Origin of the sequence: Caballeronia glebae (genome assembly GCF_001545035.1) — a bacterium.
In the GTDB taxonomy this organism is placed as follows: Bacteria; Pseudomonadota; Gammaproteobacteria; order Burkholderiales; family Burkholderiaceae; genus Caballeronia; species Caballeronia glebae.
In genome coordinates, this window is sequence record NZ_FCOJ02000002.1 from 136,560 (window position 1) to 156,341 (window position 19,782).

Below are 19,782 nucleotides of genomic sequence, written 5' to 3' on the forward strand. Positions count from 1 at the left end.
TCGTACGTTGTGCGAGCATGACGATGAAAACGGAAGAGCGCAGCGCGGTGTTCGCGCTGCTCGACGATTGCGACGCGACCGCCGAAAGGCGGTCGAGTCGTTTGTACACGGACTTCGTGCGCGAACGCGTGTGCGTGAACGCGCGCGATCTCGATGCGGTGTGTGCCGAGAATGCGCGCGATTTGCAGAGCGGTTTGCACGCGCTCGTCGTCGCGGATTACGAGTTCGGGCGCAATCTCCAGTTCGGCGAAATCGGGCGTGGCGAAGAGCATGCACTGCGCGTGCTCATGTTCCGCGATTGCGCGCACTTGTCGCGCGGTGAAGTGGACGTGTGGCTCGAATCCACGGGCGACGAAGACACGGCGGGCGTGGCGGGCATCGAACCGAGCGTTACGCGCGGCGAATTCGATGCCGCCATCGCCGCCGTGCACGACGCATTGCGCGAAGGCGAGTCGTATCAGATCAACTACACGTATCGGCTGAACTTCGATGTGTTCGGCACGCCGCTCGCGTTGTATCGGCGATTGCGTGAGCGCCAGGCCGTGCATTACGGCGCGTTCATCGCGTTGCCCGATGGCAGATCGGTCGTGTCGTGCTCGCCGGAGTTGTTCGTCGAAAAGCATGGCGATCTGCTGCGCGCGCGGCCGATGAAAGGCACCGCGCCGCGCGAGGCCGATCCGGAAACGTTGCGCCTCGATCCGAAGAATCGCGCCGAGAACGTGATGATCGTCGATCTGTTGCGCAACGACATGTCGCGCGTGGCGGTCACGGGTTCGGTGAACGTGCCCGCGCTGTTTTCGGTCGAGCCGTATGCGTCGGTGTGGCAGATGACCTCGACGATCGAAGCGCGCGTGATTCCCGGCACGTCGTTCGCGGGCATCGTGCGCGCGCTCTTTCCGTGCGGCTCGATCACCGGCGCGCCGAAGTACCGAACGATGCAACTGATCGACGAAATCGAGAGCACGCCGCGCGGTCTCTACACCGGCGCGATCGGATGGCTCGATGCGAGCGGCGACTTCTGCATGTCGGTGGCGATTCGCACGCTCGTCATCGACGCGGCCGCGCGGCGCGGCGTGCTCGGCATCGGCGCGGGCATCGTGCTCGACAGCGTCGCCGCCGACGAATACGAGGAGTGTCTGTTGAAAGCACGCTTTCTGACCGGCGCGGACCCCGGCTTCGAACTCTTCGAAACGACCTTCGCGACGCGCGATGAGGGCGTGCGCCATTACGCGCGTCACGCAGCGCGGCTGAAGGGCAGCGCGGCGTACCTCGGCTTTGCCTTCGACGCGCGCGCGCTCGACACGCAAGTCGCCGTGCATTGCGCGGGATTCGAGGCCGAAAAGCCGTATCGCATGCGCATCGCGCTGGACAAGAGCGGGCGCGTCACGATAACGAGTGCGCCGCTTGCGCCGTTGCCCTCGGATACGGTGAACGTCTTGCTGGCGTCGGATCGAGGATTCGCGCCGAAAGATTCCGCCGATCCGCTCCTCGGACACAAGACGACGCGCCGCGCCGACTACGATCGCGCGTGGAAAGCGGCCGAAGCCGAAGGCGCGTTCGACATGTTGTTCGTCAACGAACGCGGCGAGTTGACCGAAGGCGGCCGCTCGAACGTCTTCGTGAAACTCGACGGCGAGTGGTGCACGCCGCCCATCGGAGCCGGCGTGTTGCCGGGCGTGATGCGCGCGGTATCGATCGAAGAACTCGGCGCCGTCGAACGCACGCTCACGCCCGACGACTTGCTCGAAGCCGAAGATCTGCTCATCAGCAATGCGCTACGCGGCGCGGTCAAGGCTCGTCTGAAACGCTGACCGCGCGTTAGAACAGCGCGCAGTCAGCACGACACGATCACCATTCGGCGACGCTGCCGTCCGCGTGACGCCACACCGGATTGCGCCAGCGATGGCCGACCTTCGCCATTTCGCGCACCTTCTCCTCGTTCACTTCGATACCGAGCCCCGGTCCCTGCGGGATCGACACCATGCCGTCTTCGTACTTGAAGACTTCCGGATTCCTGATGTAATCGAGCAGGTCGTTGCCCTTGTTGTAGTGAATGCCGAGGCTCTGTTCCTGGATGAACGCGTTGTAGCTGACCGCGTCGATCTGCAGGCAGGTCGCGAGCGCGATCGGACCGAGCGGGCAATGGAGCGCGAGCGCGACATCATAGGCTTCGGCCATCGTCGCGATCTTGCGGCATTCGGTGATGCCGCCCGCGTGCGATGCGTCCGGCTGAATGATGTCGACGTAGCCGCCCGCCAGAATGTGCTTGAAGTCCCAGCGCGAATAGAGCCGCTCGCCGAGCGCGATCGGCGTGCTCGTCTGGTTGACGATATCGCGCAACGCCTCGACGTTCTCCGAAAGCACCGGCTCTTCGATGAACATCAGCTTGAACGGATCGAGCTCTTTGGCGAGCACCTTCGCCATCGGCTTGTGCACGCGTCCATGAAAATCGACGCCGATGCCAACGTTCGGCCCGACCGCCTCGCGCACCGCGCGCACGTTGTCGATCACGCCCTGCACCTTGTCGAAGGTATCGATGATCTGCAGTTCTTCCGAGCCGTTCATCTTCACGGCCTTGAAGCCGCGCTCCACCACGGCGCGCGCGTTGTTCGCGACATCGCTTGGCCGGTCGCCGCCGATCCACGAATACACCTTGATCTTGTCGCGCACCTGACCGCCGAGCAGCGCGTGAACCGGCACGCCATGATGCTTGCCGAGAATGTCCCACAGCGCCTGATCGACGCCCGCGATCGCGCTCATGCCGATGGGACCGCCGCGATAGAAGCCGGAGCGATACATCACCTGCCAGAGGTCTTCGATATGACGCGGGTCGCGGCCGACGAGATAGTCGGCGAGTTCATCGACGGCGGCGGCGACCGTGTGCGCGCGGCCTTCGACGACCGGCTCGCCCCAGCCCGTGATGCCCTCGTCGGTTTCGATCTTGAGGAAGCACCAGCGCGGCGGAACGATGAAGGTCTCAAGTTTCGTGATTTTCATTGAGCGTCTCCTGAAGGGTTTTACATGGTAGCAAAAACCGGTGATTTAGGCATATTAATAGTATTATTCGACAGATATTGAGACTTACCAAACATCAGTCGAATACCCGATAATCCTTCTCAAACGTGGAGGAAGACGATTATTTACCGCGATCTGCATGGCCGCGTGACGCATGAACTGGGCATGGCGATTTTGCGCGGCGACTTCGCGCCGGGCTCGCCGCTGCCGCGCGAAGCGGAACTGATGGAGCGCTTCGGCGTGAGCCGCACGGTGCTACGCGAGGCGTTGCGCACGCTCACGTCGAAAGGGCTCGTCGAGTCGCGCCCGAAAGTCGGCACGCGCGTGCGCGCCCAGAATGCGTGGAATCTGCTCGACGCCGACATGCTCGACTGGTACTCGCGCGTCGCGCCGCCGCTGCAATTCGCGCTCAAGCTTCAGGAAATGCGCGAGATGATCGAGCCATACGCCGCCGCGCTCGCCGCCGAAAACCACGAGGAACACACCCGCGAGCGCCTCACGCGCGCACATCGGGCGATGGCGGACGCGCAGAACGTCGACGAATGGGTGCGCGCCGATCTCGACTTCCATCTGGGCGTGCTCGCCGCATGCAGCAACGAATTGCTCATTCCGCTCGGCGCGCTGATTGAGCGCACGCTCGAAGGCCAGTTGCGCCTGAATGCGAAGCGCGCCGACGTGTACAACGCATCGCTCGCGGAACATACGGCGGTTTTCGAAGCGATCATCGCACGCGATTCGAACGCTGCGCGCCGCGCCATGGCCGGTCTGCTCGGCGTGACGCGCGGCAGAATCGAAGGCTAGAACGCGTTCAGCGGAATCTTCAGATAGGTCGTGCCGTTGCCCGCCGCTTCGGGAAAGTGGCCGGCGCGGATGTTCACCTGAATCGCGGGCAGGATGAGCGTGGGCATGCCGAGGGTCGCGTCGCGCGCCTCGCGCATCGCGACGAACTCGTCCTCGGTCTTGCCGCCGCCTACGTGAATGTTTTTCTCACTCTGCTCGCGCACCGTGGTTTGCCATTGCGGGCCACGCGTCTCGGGCGGATAGTCGTGACACACGAAAATCCGCGTGTCGGGATCGAGCGCGAGCAGACGTTGAATCGATCGATACAGCCGGCGCGCGCTGCCGCCCGGAAAATCGCAGCGCGCGGTGCCCAGGTCCGGCATGAAGAGCGTGTCGCCGACGAACACCGCGTCGCCGATCCGATACGCCATGTCGGCGGGCGTGTGCCCCGGCACGAAGAGCGCGGTGGCCTCGATCTCGCCGATCATGAAGCGCTCGCCATCGGCAAAGAGATGATCGAACTGCGAGCCGTCGAGCTGAAACTCCGGTTCGAGATCGAAGATCTTCTTGAACACGCCCTGCACCGCGCATATCGACTCGCCGATCCCGGTCTTTCCGCCAAGCGTGCGCTTCAGATAAGGCGCCGCCGAAAGATGGTCGGCGTGCGCGTGCGTTTCCAGAATCCATTCGACGGAAAGTTGCGATTCGCGCACGAACGCGATGACCGCATCGGCGGATTCGGTCGACGTGCGCGCGGCTTTGGGATCGTAGTCGAGCACGGGATCGACGATTGCCCCCGCCGAGCCGGGCGCCTCGTAGACGACATACGTCATCGTGCCGGTGTCGATATCGAAGAAAGGCTGAGTGATCGCTTGCACGCTGGTTCCCCCGGGCGGCCTTGCGGCGCTTTGCCGCGCGTCAATCCGTGCTTCTTTCGCCCGGATCGATTGGGCGTTTTTGTCAGGATCGCGATACAGTGTAACCCTTTGTGCCGTGCATCAAACGCCGGCTGTCACTCCTACGAAAGCTCATCAAGAGGTTCGAATGCCGCACGTCCCGACTGCGCTTGCGTCGTCCTGGGGCGCGTGGGCCGTCTTCGTCAGCGTCCTCGCGACGCAACTCGGCGTGCCGGTCCCCGCCGCGCCGATGTTGATTCTCGCCGGCACGCTCGTCGCCGCCGGCAACGTGCCGTTCTGGCAGATGCTCCTGGCCGCGGTGCTCGCCGTCCTGCTTGCCGATTCCTTGTGGTTCACCGCGGGCCGTCTCTACGGTCGGAGCTTTCTGAATTCGCTCGTGCGCTTTTCGCTTTCGATCGATTCGACGCTGCGCACCGCGCGCCGCTGGTTCGAGCGCTTCGGCGTGCCGCTGCTCGCGCTGTCGAAGTTCGTGCCGGGGCTCGGGCTCGTGTCGGCGCCGTTGCTCGGCACCACGCAGATCGCAGTGCACGTCTTCGTGTTGTGGGATCTTATCGGCGCGACGGCGTGGGCGAGCGCCTGGATGCTCGGCGGCGCGGCGCTGCAGGAGCAACTCGGACGGCTCCTCGTGCTGGTGCGGGCCAACGGCGCGACGGTGATCGACGTTTTCGTGATGGTCGCGCTCGGCTTCGTGCTGTATCGATGGATCAGGCGCGAGCAGTTTCGCCAGTGGCTCGCGAAGTTTCACATCACGCCCGACCAGCTCGACGCGATGATGCGCACCGACACGCCGCCCGTGATCTACGACGCGCGCCCGGCGGACATTCGCCGTCGCGAGCCACATCGCATCGCGGGCGCGATCGCGCTGGATCTCGATTCGCCGGATCGCGTCGATCAGTTGTATGCGGAGCACGAGGTGGTCGTGTATTGCGTGTGCCCGAACGAGGCCACCGCGAAGAACATTGCGCGGAAGTTGCGGGCGAAGGGCTTCAAACAAGTTCGCCCGTTGAAGGGCGGGCTCGATGCGTGGGAAAAGCACGGCTATCCGACCGAGCCGATTCCGGCGGAGCATGCGCACGTGCCGGCCAGTCACGACGACATCGATCGCGACATGATCACGATCCGCGCGACCGCGCCGGAATGACCGACCTTAGCTGCGCGGCGCCGGCCGGTTCACCAGCGCGATGCCCGCGAGCACCATCGCCGCCGCGATCATGAAGCGCGCGGTGAAATGCTCGCCGAGCAGAAGCACGCCGAAGGTGACGCCGAAGATCGGCGTGAGAAACGAAAACACCGAAAGCCGCGACGCCATGTAGCGCGTGAGCAGCCAGAACCACGTCAGATAGCTGATGAACGCAACGACGATCGCCTGATACGCGAGACTCGCGAGCGCGAGCGCAGATACGGCTTCGACGTGCGTCTGTCCAATTCCCGCCGCCAGCGCAAGCAGCAAAACCGCCGACACCGCCAGTTGATAGAAGAGCGTCTTGCTCGCGCTCGCATGCGCCAGCGTGGACGCGCGCACGACCACGGTCGTCGCGGCCCAGAAGATGCCGGCCATGATGCCGAGCGCGTCGCCCGCGACGCCTTGCAACGTCGACGCGCTGTGGGCATTGCCGTGCAGAAAGCCGTCGGCGAACGCGAGCGCGATGCCGCAGAACGCCAGCACGATGCCGCTCCACTGCGTGCGCGAGAGCCGCTCGCCCGCGACGAACCAGTGGAGACCGAGCGCGGTGAAGCAGGGCGCGGTGTAGAGAAACACGGCCATGCGCGTCGCCGTGGTGAGACTCAGGCCGAAAAAGATGCAGACGAACTCGCCGCCGAACAGCAAGCCCGCGAGCAGTCCAGCGGGTAGCGTGTCGTCGCGCTGGAAGAGCGGCACGCCGCGTGTGCGCGTCCAGATCCATACGAGCACCGTTGCGATCGTCGAGCGGATGCCGGCCTGCAGCATTGGCGGAATCGATGCGTTCGCTTCCTTGATCGCGACTTGCTGGAATCCCCACGCGCCGCACAAGGCGATCATCACGATGACGGCGGTGGCGTCGGGGGCGCGGCGCAGGGCGAGGGTCGGCGTGCTCATCGGCTGTCGGGCAAGCGTGGCTGGAGAGAGCCGACGTGACGCGCACATCGGCATGCACTGATTTGGAGCGTCGATTGTGCCAGCGAACCGGCCGCGAGGGTGAAAGGCCGGGTCGGGCCCGTGGAATTGCGCAGGTGTCGTGCGCCGCGACGGATGCGCGGCGCGAGCTTATGCGTGAGTCATGCGTGAATCATGCGTGAATCAGGAATGCCTTTCGATGAGCTCGACCTTGTAGCCGTCCGGATCTTCGACGAACGCGATCACCGTCGTGCCGCCCTTCACGGGACCCGCTTCGCGCGTGACCTTGCCGCCTGCCTCCCGGATGCGCTCGCACGCGTTAGCGGCGTCGTCGACTTCGAGCGCGATATGGCCGTATGCCGTGCCGAGATCGTACTTTTCGGTGCCCCAGTTATAGGTCAGTTCGAGCACGCTGTTCTCGCTTTCCGGGCCGTAGCCGACGAACGCGAGCGTGTACTTGTACTCGGTGTTTTCGCTTTGACGCAGCACTTTCATGCCGAGAATGCGAGTGTAGAAGTCGATGGAACGCTGCAGGTCGCCGACGCGCAGCATCGTGTGGAGGAGTCGCATGGTGGGATTCCTGTTTGTGGGTTTGCGGGGGGACAGGAAAGAAATTGTACCGTCGACGCTTTTTGCGCGCTGACGACGCTCAGAGCGCCGGCAACAGGTCCGGCGGATGATGCTTCAGCGTATGCCGCGCCTCGCGGAACTCGGGGAATATCGATTCGACCGTCTGCCAGAAGCGCGGGCTGTGGTTCATTTCGCGCAGATGCGCGAGCTCGTGCGCGACGACGTAGTCGATGATCGACATCGGGAAATGGATGAGCCGCCAGTTCAGGCGGATCTTGCCGTCGCTGGAGCAACTGCCCCAGCGCGTCGCCGCCGACGACAGCGCATACGCCCGATACTCGACGCCGAGCTTCGCCGCATAGACCGCGAGCCGCGCGCCGAAAATGCGCTTCGCTTCGCTTTGCAGCCAGCCTTGCACGCGATCCTTGATCTGCTGCGCGTCGGCGAGCGCGGGCAGGGGAAGCGTGAGCACGCTGGTCTCGTCATCGAACGAGAGCGCGCTTGCCGCCGTCAGCGCCACGCTGATCGTCTTGCCGAGAAACGGAAGCTGCGCGCCGTCCTTCCATTCGATGCGCGGCAGCGCGCGTTGCTCGACGCGCGTCTGCCATTCGGTGAGCTTCCTGACGATCCAGTTCTGCTTGTCGAGGATCGCGCTTTCGATATCCGCGATCGTCACCCAGCGCGGCGCGGTGATCGTAAGCCCGGTGCCGTCGATGCAGAAGCCGATCGTGCGCCGCGACGAACGCCTCAACCGGTATTCGAGCGCGCCCGCCTTGAGCACGATGCGGCGCAGGCGCACGCCATCGGGCAGCGGCAGCGGCGGCGCCGGAGCGGTGGGCGTCGGGACGGGAGCGGGATCGGCGGCGGGGACTTCGCCGCGCAGCGGAGCCGGTCCGTTCGCGGGCGTCGCGCCGGAGTAAGCCGGCGCATGCTCGAACGGCAGATCGAGTTGCAGAGTATCGAGCGCGACGGCGGGACGCTGTCGCGATGGGGCTTTCCGCATCGGCTCCGCTTTGCGCTCGCGGCGCAGGAATGACGAGAAGAAAGAGTAGGGCACGCCGCAGCTCGATTCGAACGCCGGCCGCGTCAGCGGCCCGCGCCCGCAGCGCCGGCTTCACCCGGCTGCGCGTTCGACGCGGCGTAAGCGTGAGGATCGATGCGGCGCATTTCCGCCTCGATCCAGATCTCGACGCGCTCGTTCACTTCCTCGGGTGTGAGGCCGGCCGTATCGATCGGCTTGCCGACAGACACCGTGACTATACCCGGATATTTGATGAACGAATTGCGTGGCCACACGTGCCCCGCGTTGTGCGCGATCGGCACGACCGGCGCACCGGTTGCCACGGCGAAACGCGCGCCGCCCGTCTTGTACTTGCCCTGGCTGCCGACGCGCGTGCGCGTGCCTTCGGGAAACATGATGACCCACGCGCCTTCGTCCATGCGCGCGCGGCCCTGGCGCGTGACCGACGTGAACGCGTCGCGGCCCTGCTTGCGGTCGATGTGCACCATTTTCAGGAGTCCGAGCGCCCAGCCGAAGAAAGGCACAAAGAGCAGTTCGCGCTTGAACACGTAGCAAAGCGGTCGCGGCATCAGCGCGGGAAACGCGACCGTCTCCCATGCCGACTGATGCTTCGACAGCAGCACGGCGGGCCCGTTGGGCAGATTCTCCATGCCTTCGATCGTGTAGCGAATGCCGATCAGATACCGCAGCACGACGATCGTCGATTTGCACCAGCCGGCGGCCATCCAGTAACGCTTGTCGGCGCGCATGAACGGAAACGCGATGAAGCAGGCGATCGCGTACGGCACCGTGTACACGATGAGATAAAGCATGAACAGCAACGAACGGATGAAGCGCATGGAGTCTCGATGTTACTGAGCCGCGGAGCGGTCCTGATGCCGCGCGAGGAAGTCGAGCGCGAACGCGCGCAAGTCTTTGTGAACGACGGTGCCTTCGGGCAACTGGCCTTCCTTGAGCGTCTTTTCGCCTTTGCCGGTCAGCACGAGATGCACGGGAAAGCCGAGCGCCGCGCCCGCCTGCAGATCGCGCAGCGAATCGCCGACGACAGGCGTGTCTTCGGGATCGATCTCGAAGCGGTCGATGATCTGCTGCAACATGCCGGGTTTTGGCTTTCTGCAATCGCACTGATCTTCCGCCGTGTGCGGGCAGAAAAACACCGCGTCGATACGCCCGCCAACGGCCGCGGCCGCGCGATTCATCTTCTGATGCATTGCGTTGAGCGCGGCCATGTCGAAGAGACCGCGGCCGATGCCCGACTGATTCGATGCGATCGCCACGCGATAGCCCGACTGATTCAGCCGCGCGATGGCTTCGAGGCTGCCGGGAATCGCGACCCATTCGTCCGGCGACTTGATGAACGCATCGGAATCGACGTTGATCACGCCGTCGCGATCGAGGATGACCAGTTTTCTGTTCATGACCATGGCGGCGCGTCAGGCGGCGAGCTTCGAGATGTCGGCGACGCAGTTCATCTGCTGATGCAATGCGTTGAGCAATGCGAGCCGATTGCGGCGCAAGTCGGCGTCTTCCGCGTTCACCATCACGTCGTTGAAGAACGTATCGACGGACTCGCGCAGCGCGGCGAGCGCGCTCAACGCTTCCGTATAGTTGCGCGCGGCGAGCTGGCTCTGCACGCGCGGGCTCACTTGCTCAATCTGCGCGTACAGGTTCTTCTCGGCCGCTTCGACGAGCAGCGCCTTGTTCACCGCCGACGGCGCGCCTTGCTCCGACTTCCTGAGAATGTTCGAGATGCGCTTGTTGGCCGCCGCGAGCGACGCGGCTTCGGGCAGCGCCGCGAATTCGCGCACGGCGTCGAGGCGCGCGACGATGTCGTCGAGACGCGTCGGATTCAGGCTCAGCACCGCTTCGATATCGTTCGCTTCGAAGCCGCGCTCGCGCAACAGACCGCGCAGCCGATCGAGGAAGAACGCGTAGATGGCTTCGGTCGAATCGGCGACTTGCGGCATGCCCGCGAACTGGCGTTGCGCCGCGCCGACGAGATCGCGCAGATCGACTGGCAGCTTCTTTTCCAGCAGGATGCGCAAGACGCCCAGCGCGTGACGGCGCAGCGCGAACGGGTCTTTCTCCCCCGTGGGCGCGAGCCCGATGCCCCAGATGCCGACGATCGTTTCCAGCTTGTCCGCGAGCGCGACCGCGGCGCCGACGCCCGTCGACGGCGTTTCGTCGCCCGAGAAGCGCGGCTGATAGTGCTCCGAGCACGCGAGCGCGACTTCTTCCGGCTCGCCGTCGTGACGCGCGTAGTACGTGCCCATCGTGCCTTGCAGTTCGGGGAATTCGCCGACCATATCGGTCAGCAGGTCCGCCTTGGCGAGACGCGCGGCGCGGCGCGTCAATGCCGGGTCGACGCCGACCATCGGCGCGATCTCGCCCGCGAGCGCTTCGAGACGCTCCACGCGTTGCAGGGCCGAGCCGAGCTTGTTGTGATACACGACGTTCGCGAGCAGCGGCACGCGGTCTTCGAGGCGCTTTTTCTTGTCCTGCGTGAAGAAGAACTTCGCGTCGGCGAGGCGCGGGCGCACGACGCGCTGGTTGCCTTCGACGATCTCGCCCGGCGTCTTCGTATCGATATTCGACACGATCAGGAAGCGCGAGCGCAGCTTGCCGTTCGGGTCCGTGAGCGCGAAATATTTCTGGTTCGTCTGCATCGTCAGGATGAGACATTCCTGCGGCACTTGCAGGAATTCCTCGTCGAAGCGGCATTCGTAGACGACCGGCCATTCGACGAGCGCGTTCACTTCGTCGAGCAGCGCTTCGGGCATCACGACGCGATCTTCGCCCGCGAAGGCCTGCAGCTGCGTGCGGATCGATTCGCGGCGATCGTCGAAATTGGCGACGACGCGGCCCTTGTGGCGCAACGTGTCGGCGTAGTCATCGGCATGAGCGATCGCGACGAAGCCTTCCGACATGAAACGATGACCGATGGTCGTGTCGACCGAGTCGACGCCGAGCGCGCTGACCGGCACGACGTTGCGGCCGTGCATCGCGACCAGGCGCTGCACGGGACGCACGAACTGCACGCTGGTGCCGTCCGGACGCTGGTAGGTCATGACCTTCGGAATCGGCAGCTTGCCGAGGGTTTCGTCGAGCGCGGCCTGCAGGCCGTCGGCGAGCGTCGCGCCCGGCGCGGCGTAGCGCAGGAAGAAGGCTTCGGCCTTGCCGTCCTGCGCGCGTTCGAGTTCGGCGAGGGGGAAGTCGGGAAAGCCGAGAGCCGCGAGTTTCTTCGCGAGCGGCGGCGTGGGATTGCCTTCCTTATCGAGCGCGACCGTCACCGGCAGGACCTTTTCGCGCACCTGCTTTTCCGGCGCGACATCGCGCACGTTTCTGATGAGCACGGCGAGGCGGCGCGGCGTGGCGTACTTCTCGAACGAAGGCGCGCCGTCGATCAGATCGCGCGAGGCGAGACGTTCGACGATGCCTTCAGCGAAAGCGGTGCCGAGACGCGCGAGCGCTTTCGGCGGCAGTTCTTCGGTGAGCAGCTCGACGAGCAGAGAAGCGTGGTTGGATTGCGTCATTGTTCTGTCGAGCCTCGTCAAACCTGTTCGTTGTTGCCCGTGGGCGAGCTTTCCACTCGGAGCGGCGGCGCCCATGCGGGGCGCTGCGCTTCCTGCTCGTCGCTGATGAGATCGCGATCGCCCTTGACCGGATTGCCGAGCATCGGGAAGCCGAGCGCTTCACGCGACTCGTAATAAGCCTGCGCGACGAGGCGCGACAACACGCGAATGCGGCCGATATACGCCGCGCGCTCCGTCACGGAAATGGCGCCGCGCGCGTCGAGCAGATTGAACGTGTGGCCGGCCTTCAGCACGAGCTCATACGCGGGCAGCGCGAGCTTCGCGTCGATCATCTTCTTCGCTTCTTCTTCGTAGCTCTTGAAGAACGTGAACAGCAGATCGACGTTCGCGTGCTCGAAGTTGTACGTGGACTGCTCGACTTCGTTCTGGTGATACACGTCGCCGTAGCTCAGTTGACGCAGAACGGGGCCGTCCGGGCCGTCTTCTTCCCACTCGGTCCAGACGAGGTCGTACACGTTCTCGACCTTCTGCAGGTACATCGCGAGGCGTTCGAGACCGTAGGTGATTTCGCCGAGCACGGGCTTGCAATCGATGCCGCCCGCTTGCTGGAAATAGGTGAACTGCGTCACTTCCATGCCGTTGAGCCACACTTCCCAGCCGAGACCCCAGGCGCCGAGCGTCGGGTTTTCCCAGTCGTCCTCGACGAAGCGCACGTCGTTCTGCTTCAAGTCGAAGCCGAGCGCTTCGAGCGAGCCGAGGTACAGATCGAGGATGTTTTCCGGCGCGGGCTTGAGCACGACCTGATACTGATAGTAGTGCTGCAGGCGGTTCGGATTCTCGCCGTAGCGACCGTCCTTCGGGCGGCGCGACGGTTGAACATAGGCCGCGCGCCACGGCTCCGGGCCGATTGCGCGCAGGAACGTATGGACGTGCGAGGTGCCTGCGCCGACTTCCATGTCGATCGGCTGGAGGAGCGCGCAGCCCTTCTCGTTCCAGTAGGACTGCAGCGTCAGAATGATTTGCTGGAAAGTGAGCATGATTGCCTTATGCGGGCGAACGCGGCGCGGACATCGTCGTGACGACGCGACTCGGAAGCTCGGCCGAAGTGCTGAAACGTGGAATTTTAGCCGAACGCAGGAGCGGGTGCGGCTTTTTGGGAGGAGGGCGGGCCGCGCGAGCCGCGTCGCAGGGTGCAACGCGGCTTCGTTTCAACCGATGTTCAGCGTGTGCCCGAACGTTTTCTGCTCGGCGCGAACGCGAACCCGAACGCGAGCAAAATCAGCGAGATCGCGATCACCGTCATGTTTCCGCTCGTCACATATGGCGTGCGGCCCGACGTCCCTTGCACGCGCGCTTCGAGCACGCCCGTGGTGAACGTAGGCAGCTTCGACACGACATCGCCGTTGGCCGCGATCACCGCCGTCATGCCGGTGTTGGTCGAACGCAGCATCGGCCGGCCGGTTTCGATCGAACGCATCCGCGCGATCTGAAGATGCTGGTCAAGCGCGATCGTATTGCCGAACCATGCGAGATTCGTCGAGTTGACGAGAATGCCCGCGGGCGTTTCCTGTTCGCGGATCGTGCGCGCGATCTCTTCGCCGAAGATGTCCTCGTAGCAGATATCGACGGCGATCGGCTGGTTGTGCACCATGAACGCTTGCTGCACGCTCGGCCCGCGCGCGAGATCGCCGAGCGGAATGCCCATCATGCGCACGAACCAGTGGAAACCGAGCGGCACGAACTCGCCGAAGGGCACGAGATGATGTTTGTCGTAGCGGAAGACGCCGTTCACGTGCGGCGTAACACCGAAGAGGCTGTTGGTGAAATCGGTCGCGCGGCCGTCGGGAAGAATCGAGACGCCGATCGCGCCGAAGAGAATCGAGGAGTTCGTGTCGTCGGCGAAATTGCGTATCGCCACGGCGAAGTCTTGCGGAATCTGCACCGACAGCACCGGCAGCGCGGTTTCCGGCGTGACGATCAGATCGGCCGGCTTCGCGGTGATGAGCCGCTTATAGAGCGCGAGCGATTCATCGACGCCCGCTTGCTCGAACTTCATCTCCTGCTTCACGTTGCCTTGCAGCAGACGCACATCGAGCGGCGCGTTGGCGGGCGTCGTCCATTCGACGAGCGATAGCAGCATGCCCGCGACGATCAGCGCGATGGCCGCGATGCCCGGCGCGAACGCGAGCCGCTGCGTTTTGCGCAAGTGATACACCGCCTCCACGATAAGCGCGGCGACGAGCGCGAGCACCCAGCCGACGCCATATACGCCCGCGATCGCGCCGAAGCCCTTGAGCGGCCCGTCGACTTGCGCATAACCGCTCGCGAGCCACGGAAAGCCGGTGAAGACGAGGCCACGCAGCCATTCGCCGAGCGCCCATGCGCTCGCGAACGCAAACGCGCCGTGCCATGTCGGCGCATTGCGGGGCGATGTCTCGATGTCGCGTGCGGTGGCGGCGTCTTCATCGCCGAAGCGCGCGCGGCCCGCGACTAACGACCAGACGACGCTCGACAAGGCCGGATAGATCGCGAGATACAGCGAGAACAACGCGACGGCGGTGGCGGCGAGCGGCGCGGCCATGCCGCCGTACACATGCATGCTGATGTACAGCCACCACACGCCCGTCACGAAGTTGCCGAAGCCGAACGCCCAGCCGGTCGCGGCGGCGCTCTTCCAGCCGTTCGTGCGCGAGAGCCACGCGAAAAACAACGCGAAGATGACGAGTTCGATCCACCCGCCGTGCGGCGTCGGCGCGAAGGAGAGCGTGTTGACCGCGCCGAGCACGGCGGCGACCAGGTAATGCCAGAACGGCAATGCGCGCGGCGATACGGACGTGGCGGAAGCCGCGGACGCGGCACGTTGACGGAATAACGAGCGAAACGATGAATCGGCCATTGATGAAGGTCGAGATGAATCTGAAAAGCGGGTGAAGGAATGAGGGCGGGCGCCGTTCGGTTTCGACGCCCGCGAAGCGCTTAGTCGCGCAGTTCGTCTTCGTCGTCGCCCGCGTGGTGATGTTGCTGCGCGAGATTCGGCACGCGCCGCACGAGAAGAACGTGAATCTGGCGGGCATCGCCGCGCTGGATCTCGAACACGAATTCGTCGATGCGCACTTTCTCGCCGCGATGCGGCACGCGCCCGAAGTGATGCGTGACGAGACCGCCGATGGTATCGACTTCGTCGTCGGAGAAATCGGCGCCGAATTCCTCGTTGAACTGTTCGATGCCGGTTAGCGCGCGCACGCGAAACTTGCCGTCGGGCGTCGCGATGATGTTGCCGGCTTCCTCGTCGAAGTCGTATTCGTCCTCGATGTCGCCGACGATCTGCTCCAGCACGTCCTCGATCGTGATGAGGCCGGCGACGCCGCCGTATTCATCGACGACGATCGCGATGTGATTGCGGTTCACGCGAAAGTCGTGCAGCAGCACGTTCAGGCGCTTCGATTCGGGAATGAACACGGCGGGGCGCAGCATGCCGCGCACGTCGAATTCTTCTTCGGCGTAATAGCGCAGGAGGTCTTTCGCGAGCAGCACGCCGATGATGTTGTCGCGATTGCCTTCGTACACGGGATAGCGCGAGTGCGCTTTGTCGAGCACGAAGGGGATGAATTCGGCGGGCGTTTCCGCGATGTTGATGGCGTCCATCTGGGCGCGCGGAATCATGATGTCGCGCGCGCAGAGATCGGACACCTGGAAGACGCCTTCGATCATCGAAAGCGAATCGGCGTCGAGCAGGTTGCGCTCGTGCGCATCCTGAAGCACTTCGAGTAGTTCGCCGCGCGATTCGGGCTCGTGCGAGATGAAATCCGTCAAGCGTTCGAGAAGCGAGCGCTTTTCTTGCGGTTTGTCGGTGTGGCGTCGACTGGGATAGGGATCGTTCATAGCGGAGCGCCCGGGAGTTCCCGGGCGCGGGTTAGCGGAAAGTTAAGCATACACCAAGGCAAAATGCGGGCTGCGTGGCACGGCGCGCATGACATGAGCCATGCTAGCCGATAAATATGCGAGAAGTATGTCCAGCCCGAAACGTTGGCCGAACGGACGATATGCGGCGCGAAAATCATGCGCGGGCAAAAAGCACGCGCGTCATCGATTGCCCTGCGCCCGGCAGCGCTGCAACAGCGCCTCCAGCGCCCGATCCGGCATGCCGCTTTCGCGCAACGCCTCGACGGTCCGGCTGACGTAATCCAGCGTCGTGCCATAGCGGCCGCTCGCGCAGCCAAGCACGGTGCGCACGACTGGATCGGCGAGCTTGCCGGTGTAGGAGGCCACATCGCGCCGCATGACGAATGCGAGCGCGTCGACGCGCCGTCCGTCCGCGAGCGTGCAGGGCAGCCAGGCGGGGCGGTACGAGCCCATCGCCATTTCGCGGCGCCACAGCACGTCGAGATGTTCGGTCGCGCCGATGCCGTCGAGACGAAACGCCATGCCGGTGCACGATCCGCCGCGATCGAGCGCGAGCACGAGGCCCGGCTGCTCCGGCGTGCCGCGATTCACGCGCGACCACAAATAAAGCCCGCGATGATAGCCATGCACTTTTCCGCGCACGGCTTCGACCGTCGGCAGGCCGGGATTCCAGATCAGCGATCCGTAGCCGAAGAGCCAGACGTCCGACTTGCCGTCCCAATGCGCGAACGTCGCCTCGCGCGACGCCGCGAGCTGCGCGTCCGTCCACAGCGCCGAGTCGCCGAGCGCGGGCGGATAGCCGGCGCAGCACGCCGGGGCAATGTCAGAAAGTGAAGCGGTTTGCGTGGGTTCGGGCAGCTTGTCGTTCACGGCGCTTTCAAGGCATCGAGGACATCGGACCGGCTTCAGGTCAAAGGCACGTAAGGATCGGAAAATCCCAGAGACTGCATGATATCCGTCTCGATGGATTCCATCTCCTGCGCTTCGCTTTCGACTTCGTGGTCGTAGCCTTGCGCATGGAGCGTGCCGTGGACGATCAGATGCGCGTAATGCGCGGCGAGCGGCTTGCCCTGTTCGGCGGCCTCGCGCTCGACGACCGGGCAACACAGAATCAGATCGCCCGCGACGGGATCTTCTTCCGATTCCGCATACGCGAAGGTCAGCACGTTCGTCGCGTAATCCTTCTGCCGATATGTGCGGTTGAGCATCCGGCCTTCTTCCTCGTCGACGAAGCGCACGGTCAGCTCGGCGTCGGCGAAAAGCGCAGCCTTGATCCAGCGCGCGACCGTCGCGCGCGGCAGGATCGCCTTGTGCGACGGATACGCTTTCGCCGCGGGGAACTGCAAGCTCAGCGTGAGGCGCGGCATTATTCGGGCTTCTGCGATTGCTGTTGAGCGGCGCGCGCGGCCTCGGCGAGCGCCGCGTCTTTCTGCGATTGCGCGTCGTAAGCTTCGACGATGCGCGCGACGAGCGGATGCCTCACCACGTCCGCCGACGTGAAATGGGTAATCGCGATACCGCGCACTTCCGCCAGCACGTGCTGCGCCTCGATCAGCCCGCTCTTGTGGCCGCGCGGCAAGTCGACCTGCGTCGTGTCGCCGGTGACGACCGCCTTCGAGCCGAAGCCGATACGCGTGAGGAACATTTTCATCTGCTCGGGCGTGGTGTTCTGCGCCTCGTCGAGAATGATGAACGCGTGATTCAGCGTGCGCCCGCGCATGTACGCGAGCGGCGCGATTTCGATCATCTGGCGCTCGAACATCTTCGCGGTCTTGTCGAAGCCGAGCAGATCGTAAAGCGCGTCGTAGAGCGGGCGCAGATACGGATCGACCTTCTGCGCGAGATCGCCCGGCAGAAAGCCGAGCCGCTCGCCCGCTTCGACGGCCGGGCGCGTCAGCACGATGCGCTTGACCTGATCGCGCTCCAGCGCATCGACCGCGCATGCAACCGCGAGATAGGTCTTGCCCGTGCCCGCCGGCCCGATGCCGAACGTCACGTCGTGCGCGATGATCTGCTTCAGATACTCGCGCTGCGCGGGCGTGCGTCCGCGAAGATCGGCGCGGCGCGTGTAGAGCTTCGGCCCGTGGTCTTCGTCTTCGCCGAGATCGATCGTCGCGCTCGGCTCATCGAACGGATGATCCGGATCGCCACGAAAACGCGGATCGGCCTCGCCTTCTTCGCCGTTGGCTTCGCGCGCGTCTTTGGCGCGACGCGTCGCATGACTGGCCTCGACGAGGGCGAGCTGGATGTCGTCGACGGTAATCGGATCGCGCGCGCGGTTGTAGAAGTTTTCGAGCGCCGCGAGCGCGACCTTCGCGCCACGGCCGCGAATCGCGATCTTGTGGCCGCGACGCGAAAGCGTCACGTCGAGCGCCTGCTCGATCTGCCGCAGATTTTCATCGAGCGGGCCGCAGAGGTTGGCGAGCCGCGCGTTGTCCTCGCGCGGTGCGGTGAATTCCAGGTGCTGCGTAGGAGCGTTCTTCAAAGTGAACTAGGGTTCCTGTCTTTAGTGCGTCAGATCGGGCGTCATGACCAGCTCGCCGCGCAGCGAGTGCGGATACGCATGGACGATTTTCACGTCGATCATCTGGCCGGTCAGCCGCGCGTGCGACTCGGCCGGCGCCGGGAAATTGACGACGCGGTTGTTCTGCGTGCGTCCCGCGAGCTCGTTCGGATCCTTGCGCGCCGGGCGCTCGACCAGAATGCGTTCGACCTTTCCGACCATCGATTCGCTGATGCGCTGCACGTTGGTCTCGATCGTCGCCTGCAAATGTTGCAGACGCTTGAGCTTGACCTCGCGCGGCGTGTCGTCATGCAGATTCGCGGCCGGCGTGCCGGGGCGCGGGCTGTAAATGAACGAAAAGCTCGTGTCGTAGCTCATCTCGTCGACGAGCGTCATCATCTTGTTGAAATCGTCCTCGGTCTCGCCGGGAAAGCCGACGATGAAATCCGTGGAGAGCGACAAGTCCGGACGGATCGCGCGAAGCTTGCGGATGACCGACTTGTATTCGAGCACGGTGTAGCCGCGCTTCATCGCCATAAGAATGCGATCCGAGCCGTGCTGCACCGGCAAATGCAGATGCGAGACGAGCTTCGGCACTTTCGCGTAGGTGTCGATGAGGCGCTGCGTGAATTCCTTCGGATGCGAAGTCGTATAGCGAATGCGTTCGATGCCCGGAATGTCCGCGACGTACTCGATGAGCGTCGCGAAGTCCGCGATCTCGTGCGAACCGAGCGAGAGCGCGCCGCGATAGGCGTTCACGTTCTGGCCGAGCAGCGTGACTTCGCGCACGCCCTGATCGGCGAGGCCGGCGATTTCGGTGAGCACGTCGTCGAGCGGACGCGACACTTCCTCACCGCGCGTGTACGGCACGACGCAATAGCTGCAGTACTTGCTGCAGCCTTCCATGATCGACACGAACGCGCTCGGGCCGTCGATGCGCGCGGGCGGCAGATGATCGAACTTCTCGATTTCCGGGAACGAGATGTCGATCTGCGCGCGGCCGGTGGCGCGGCGCTGATCGATCATCGCGGGCAGGCGATGCAGCGTTTGCGGGCCGAAAACGAGATCGACATACGGCGCGCGCGCGACGATCGACGCGCCTTCCTGGCTCGCGACGCAACCGCCGACGCCGATCAGCAGATTCGGATTCGCTTCCTTCAGCTCCCGCACGCGGCCGAGATCGGAGAACACTTTCTCCTGGGCCTTCTCGCGCACGGAGCACGTGTTGAACAAAATGACGTCCGCGTCTTCGGGCGTGTCCGTCTTGACGAGTCCTTCCGCCGCGCCGAGCACGTCGACCATTTTGTCGGAGTCGTACTCGTTCATCTGGCAGCCGAAGGTCTTTACATAAACTTTTTTGGTCATGAATCGTCGCCGGTCGCAGTGGTTAACCTGGGGGCGCTATATAAGAGATTGAAAAGGGAGTTGCGGCGCATTTACGCTGA

Annotated in this window: 18 protein-coding genes; 3 read left to right on the plus strand and 15 right to left on the minus strand. The window is 64.2% G+C overall.

Annotated elements, in window-relative coordinates:
• Positions 1-23 precede the first annotated feature (23 nt).
• Positions 24-1,811, plus strand: coding sequence for an aminodeoxychorismate synthase component I (gene pabB / locus AWB82_RS02230; RefSeq protein WP_086965602.1), 1,788 nt, complete (start codon positions 24-26; stop codon positions 1,809-1,811).
• Positions 1,812-1,848: 37 nt separating this feature from the next.
• Here pabB and dgoD read toward each other — a convergent pair whose 3' ends face one another.
• Positions 1,849-2,997 (minus strand): galactonate dehydratase, encoded by a 1,149-nt coding sequence (dgoD, locus tag AWB82_RS02235; RefSeq protein ID WP_086965414.1) that lies wholly within the window; start codon positions 2,995-2,997, stop codon positions 1,849-1,851.
• A 183-nt stretch (positions 2,998-3,180) separates the two neighbouring features.
• Between dgoD and AWB82_RS02240 the strand changes: the two genes are divergently transcribed.
• On the plus strand, positions 3,181-3,816 hold the full coding sequence (locus AWB82_RS02240) for a FadR/GntR family transcriptional regulator (RefSeq protein WP_327343960.1): 636 nt from the start codon (positions 3,181-3,183) through the stop codon (positions 3,814-3,816).
• On the opposite strand, the gene AWB82_RS02245 is transcribed toward AWB82_RS02240, so the two are convergent.
• Positions 3,813-4,673 (minus strand): MBL fold metallo-hydrolase, encoded by an 861-nt coding sequence (locus AWB82_RS02245; RefSeq protein ID WP_086965418.1) that lies wholly within the window; start codon positions 4,671-4,673, stop codon positions 3,813-3,815. The genes AWB82_RS02240 and AWB82_RS02245 overlap by 4 nt on opposite strands.
• A gap of 166 nt (positions 4,674-4,839) precedes the next feature.
• On the opposite strand from AWB82_RS02245, the gene AWB82_RS02250 reads away from it, so the two are divergent.
• Positions 4,840-5,853 (plus strand): DedA family protein/thiosulfate sulfurtransferase GlpE, encoded by a 1,014-nt coding sequence (locus tag AWB82_RS02250; RefSeq protein ID WP_086965420.1) that lies wholly within the window; start codon positions 4,840-4,842, stop codon positions 5,851-5,853.
• 6 nt (positions 5,854-5,859) lie between these two features.
• Here AWB82_RS02250 and AWB82_RS02255 read toward each other — a convergent pair whose 3' ends face one another.
• From AWB82_RS02255 to miaB, 13 genes are all read right to left on the minus strand, one after another.
• Positions 5,860-6,789 (minus strand): DMT family transporter, encoded by a 930-nt coding sequence (locus AWB82_RS02255; RefSeq protein ID WP_086965421.1) that lies wholly within the window; start codon positions 6,787-6,789, stop codon positions 5,860-5,862.
• A gap of 201 nt (positions 6,790-6,990) precedes the next feature.
• Complete coding sequence (gloA, locus tag AWB82_RS02260; RefSeq protein WP_086965423.1) at positions 6,991-7,377, minus strand: lactoylglutathione lyase; 387 nt, start codon at positions 7,375-7,377, stop codon at positions 6,991-6,993.
• Positions 7,378-7,456: 79 nt separating this feature from the next.
• On the minus strand, positions 7,457-8,380 hold the full coding sequence (locus AWB82_RS02265; RefSeq protein ID WP_086965604.1) for a M48 family metallopeptidase: 924 nt from the start codon (positions 8,378-8,380) through the stop codon (positions 7,457-7,459).
• 83 nt (positions 8,381-8,463) lie between these two features.
• Positions 8,464-9,237, minus strand: coding sequence for a lysophospholipid acyltransferase family protein (locus AWB82_RS02270; protein ID WP_086965425.1), 774 nt, complete (start codon positions 9,235-9,237; stop codon positions 8,464-8,466).
• 12 nt (positions 9,238-9,249) lie between these two features.
• A complete protein-coding gene (gene gmhB, locus AWB82_RS02275) occupies positions 9,250-9,822 on the minus strand; it encodes a D-glycero-beta-D-manno-heptose 1,7-bisphosphate 7-phosphatase (RefSeq protein ID WP_086965427.1) in 573 nt (190 codons plus the stop codon).
• Between the two features lie 9 nt (positions 9,823-9,831).
• On the minus strand, positions 9,832-11,931 hold the full coding sequence (glyS, locus tag AWB82_RS02280; RefSeq protein ID WP_086965429.1) for a glycine--tRNA ligase subunit beta: 2,100 nt from the start codon (positions 11,929-11,931) through the stop codon (positions 9,832-9,834).
• A gap of 17 nt (positions 11,932-11,948) precedes the next feature.
• Positions 11,949-12,968, minus strand: a complete 1,020-nt coding sequence (glyQ, locus tag AWB82_RS02285; RefSeq protein WP_086965431.1) for a glycine--tRNA ligase subunit alpha — start codon at positions 12,966-12,968, stop codon at positions 11,949-11,951.
• 182 nt (positions 12,969-13,150) lie between these two features.
• Positions 13,151-14,827: an apolipoprotein N-acyltransferase gene (gene lnt, locus AWB82_RS02290; RefSeq protein WP_086965433.1), complete on the minus strand. Its 1,677-nt coding sequence runs from the start codon at positions 14,825-14,827 to the stop codon at positions 13,151-13,153.
• A gap of 80 nt (positions 14,828-14,907) precedes the next feature.
• Positions 14,908-15,813, minus strand: a complete 906-nt coding sequence (locus AWB82_RS02295) for an HlyC/CorC family transporter (protein ID WP_086965435.1) — start codon at positions 15,811-15,813, stop codon at positions 14,908-14,910.
• A gap of 201 nt (positions 15,814-16,014) precedes the next feature.
• A complete protein-coding gene (locus AWB82_RS02300) occupies positions 16,015-16,692 on the minus strand; it encodes a gamma-glutamylcyclotransferase (RefSeq protein ID WP_407642967.1) in 678 nt (225 codons plus the stop codon).
• A 47-nt stretch (positions 16,693-16,739) separates the two neighbouring features.
• Complete coding sequence (ybeY, locus tag AWB82_RS02305; protein WP_086965437.1) at positions 16,740-17,201, minus strand: rRNA maturation RNase YbeY; 462 nt, start codon at positions 17,199-17,201, stop codon at positions 16,740-16,742.
• Positions 17,201-18,319 (minus strand): PhoH family protein, encoded by a 1,119-nt coding sequence (locus AWB82_RS02310; protein WP_086965439.1) that lies wholly within the window; start codon positions 18,317-18,319, stop codon positions 17,201-17,203. Before AWB82_RS02310 ends, ybeY begins: the two co-directional genes overlap by 1 nt.
• 21 nt (positions 18,320-18,340) lie before the next feature.
• Positions 18,341-19,702: a tRNA (N6-isopentenyl adenosine(37)-C2)-methylthiotransferase MiaB gene (gene miaB / locus AWB82_RS02315; RefSeq protein WP_086965441.1), complete on the minus strand. Its 1,362-nt coding sequence runs from the start codon at positions 19,700-19,702 to the stop codon at positions 18,341-18,343.
• Positions 19,703-19,782: the final 80 nt, after the last annotated feature.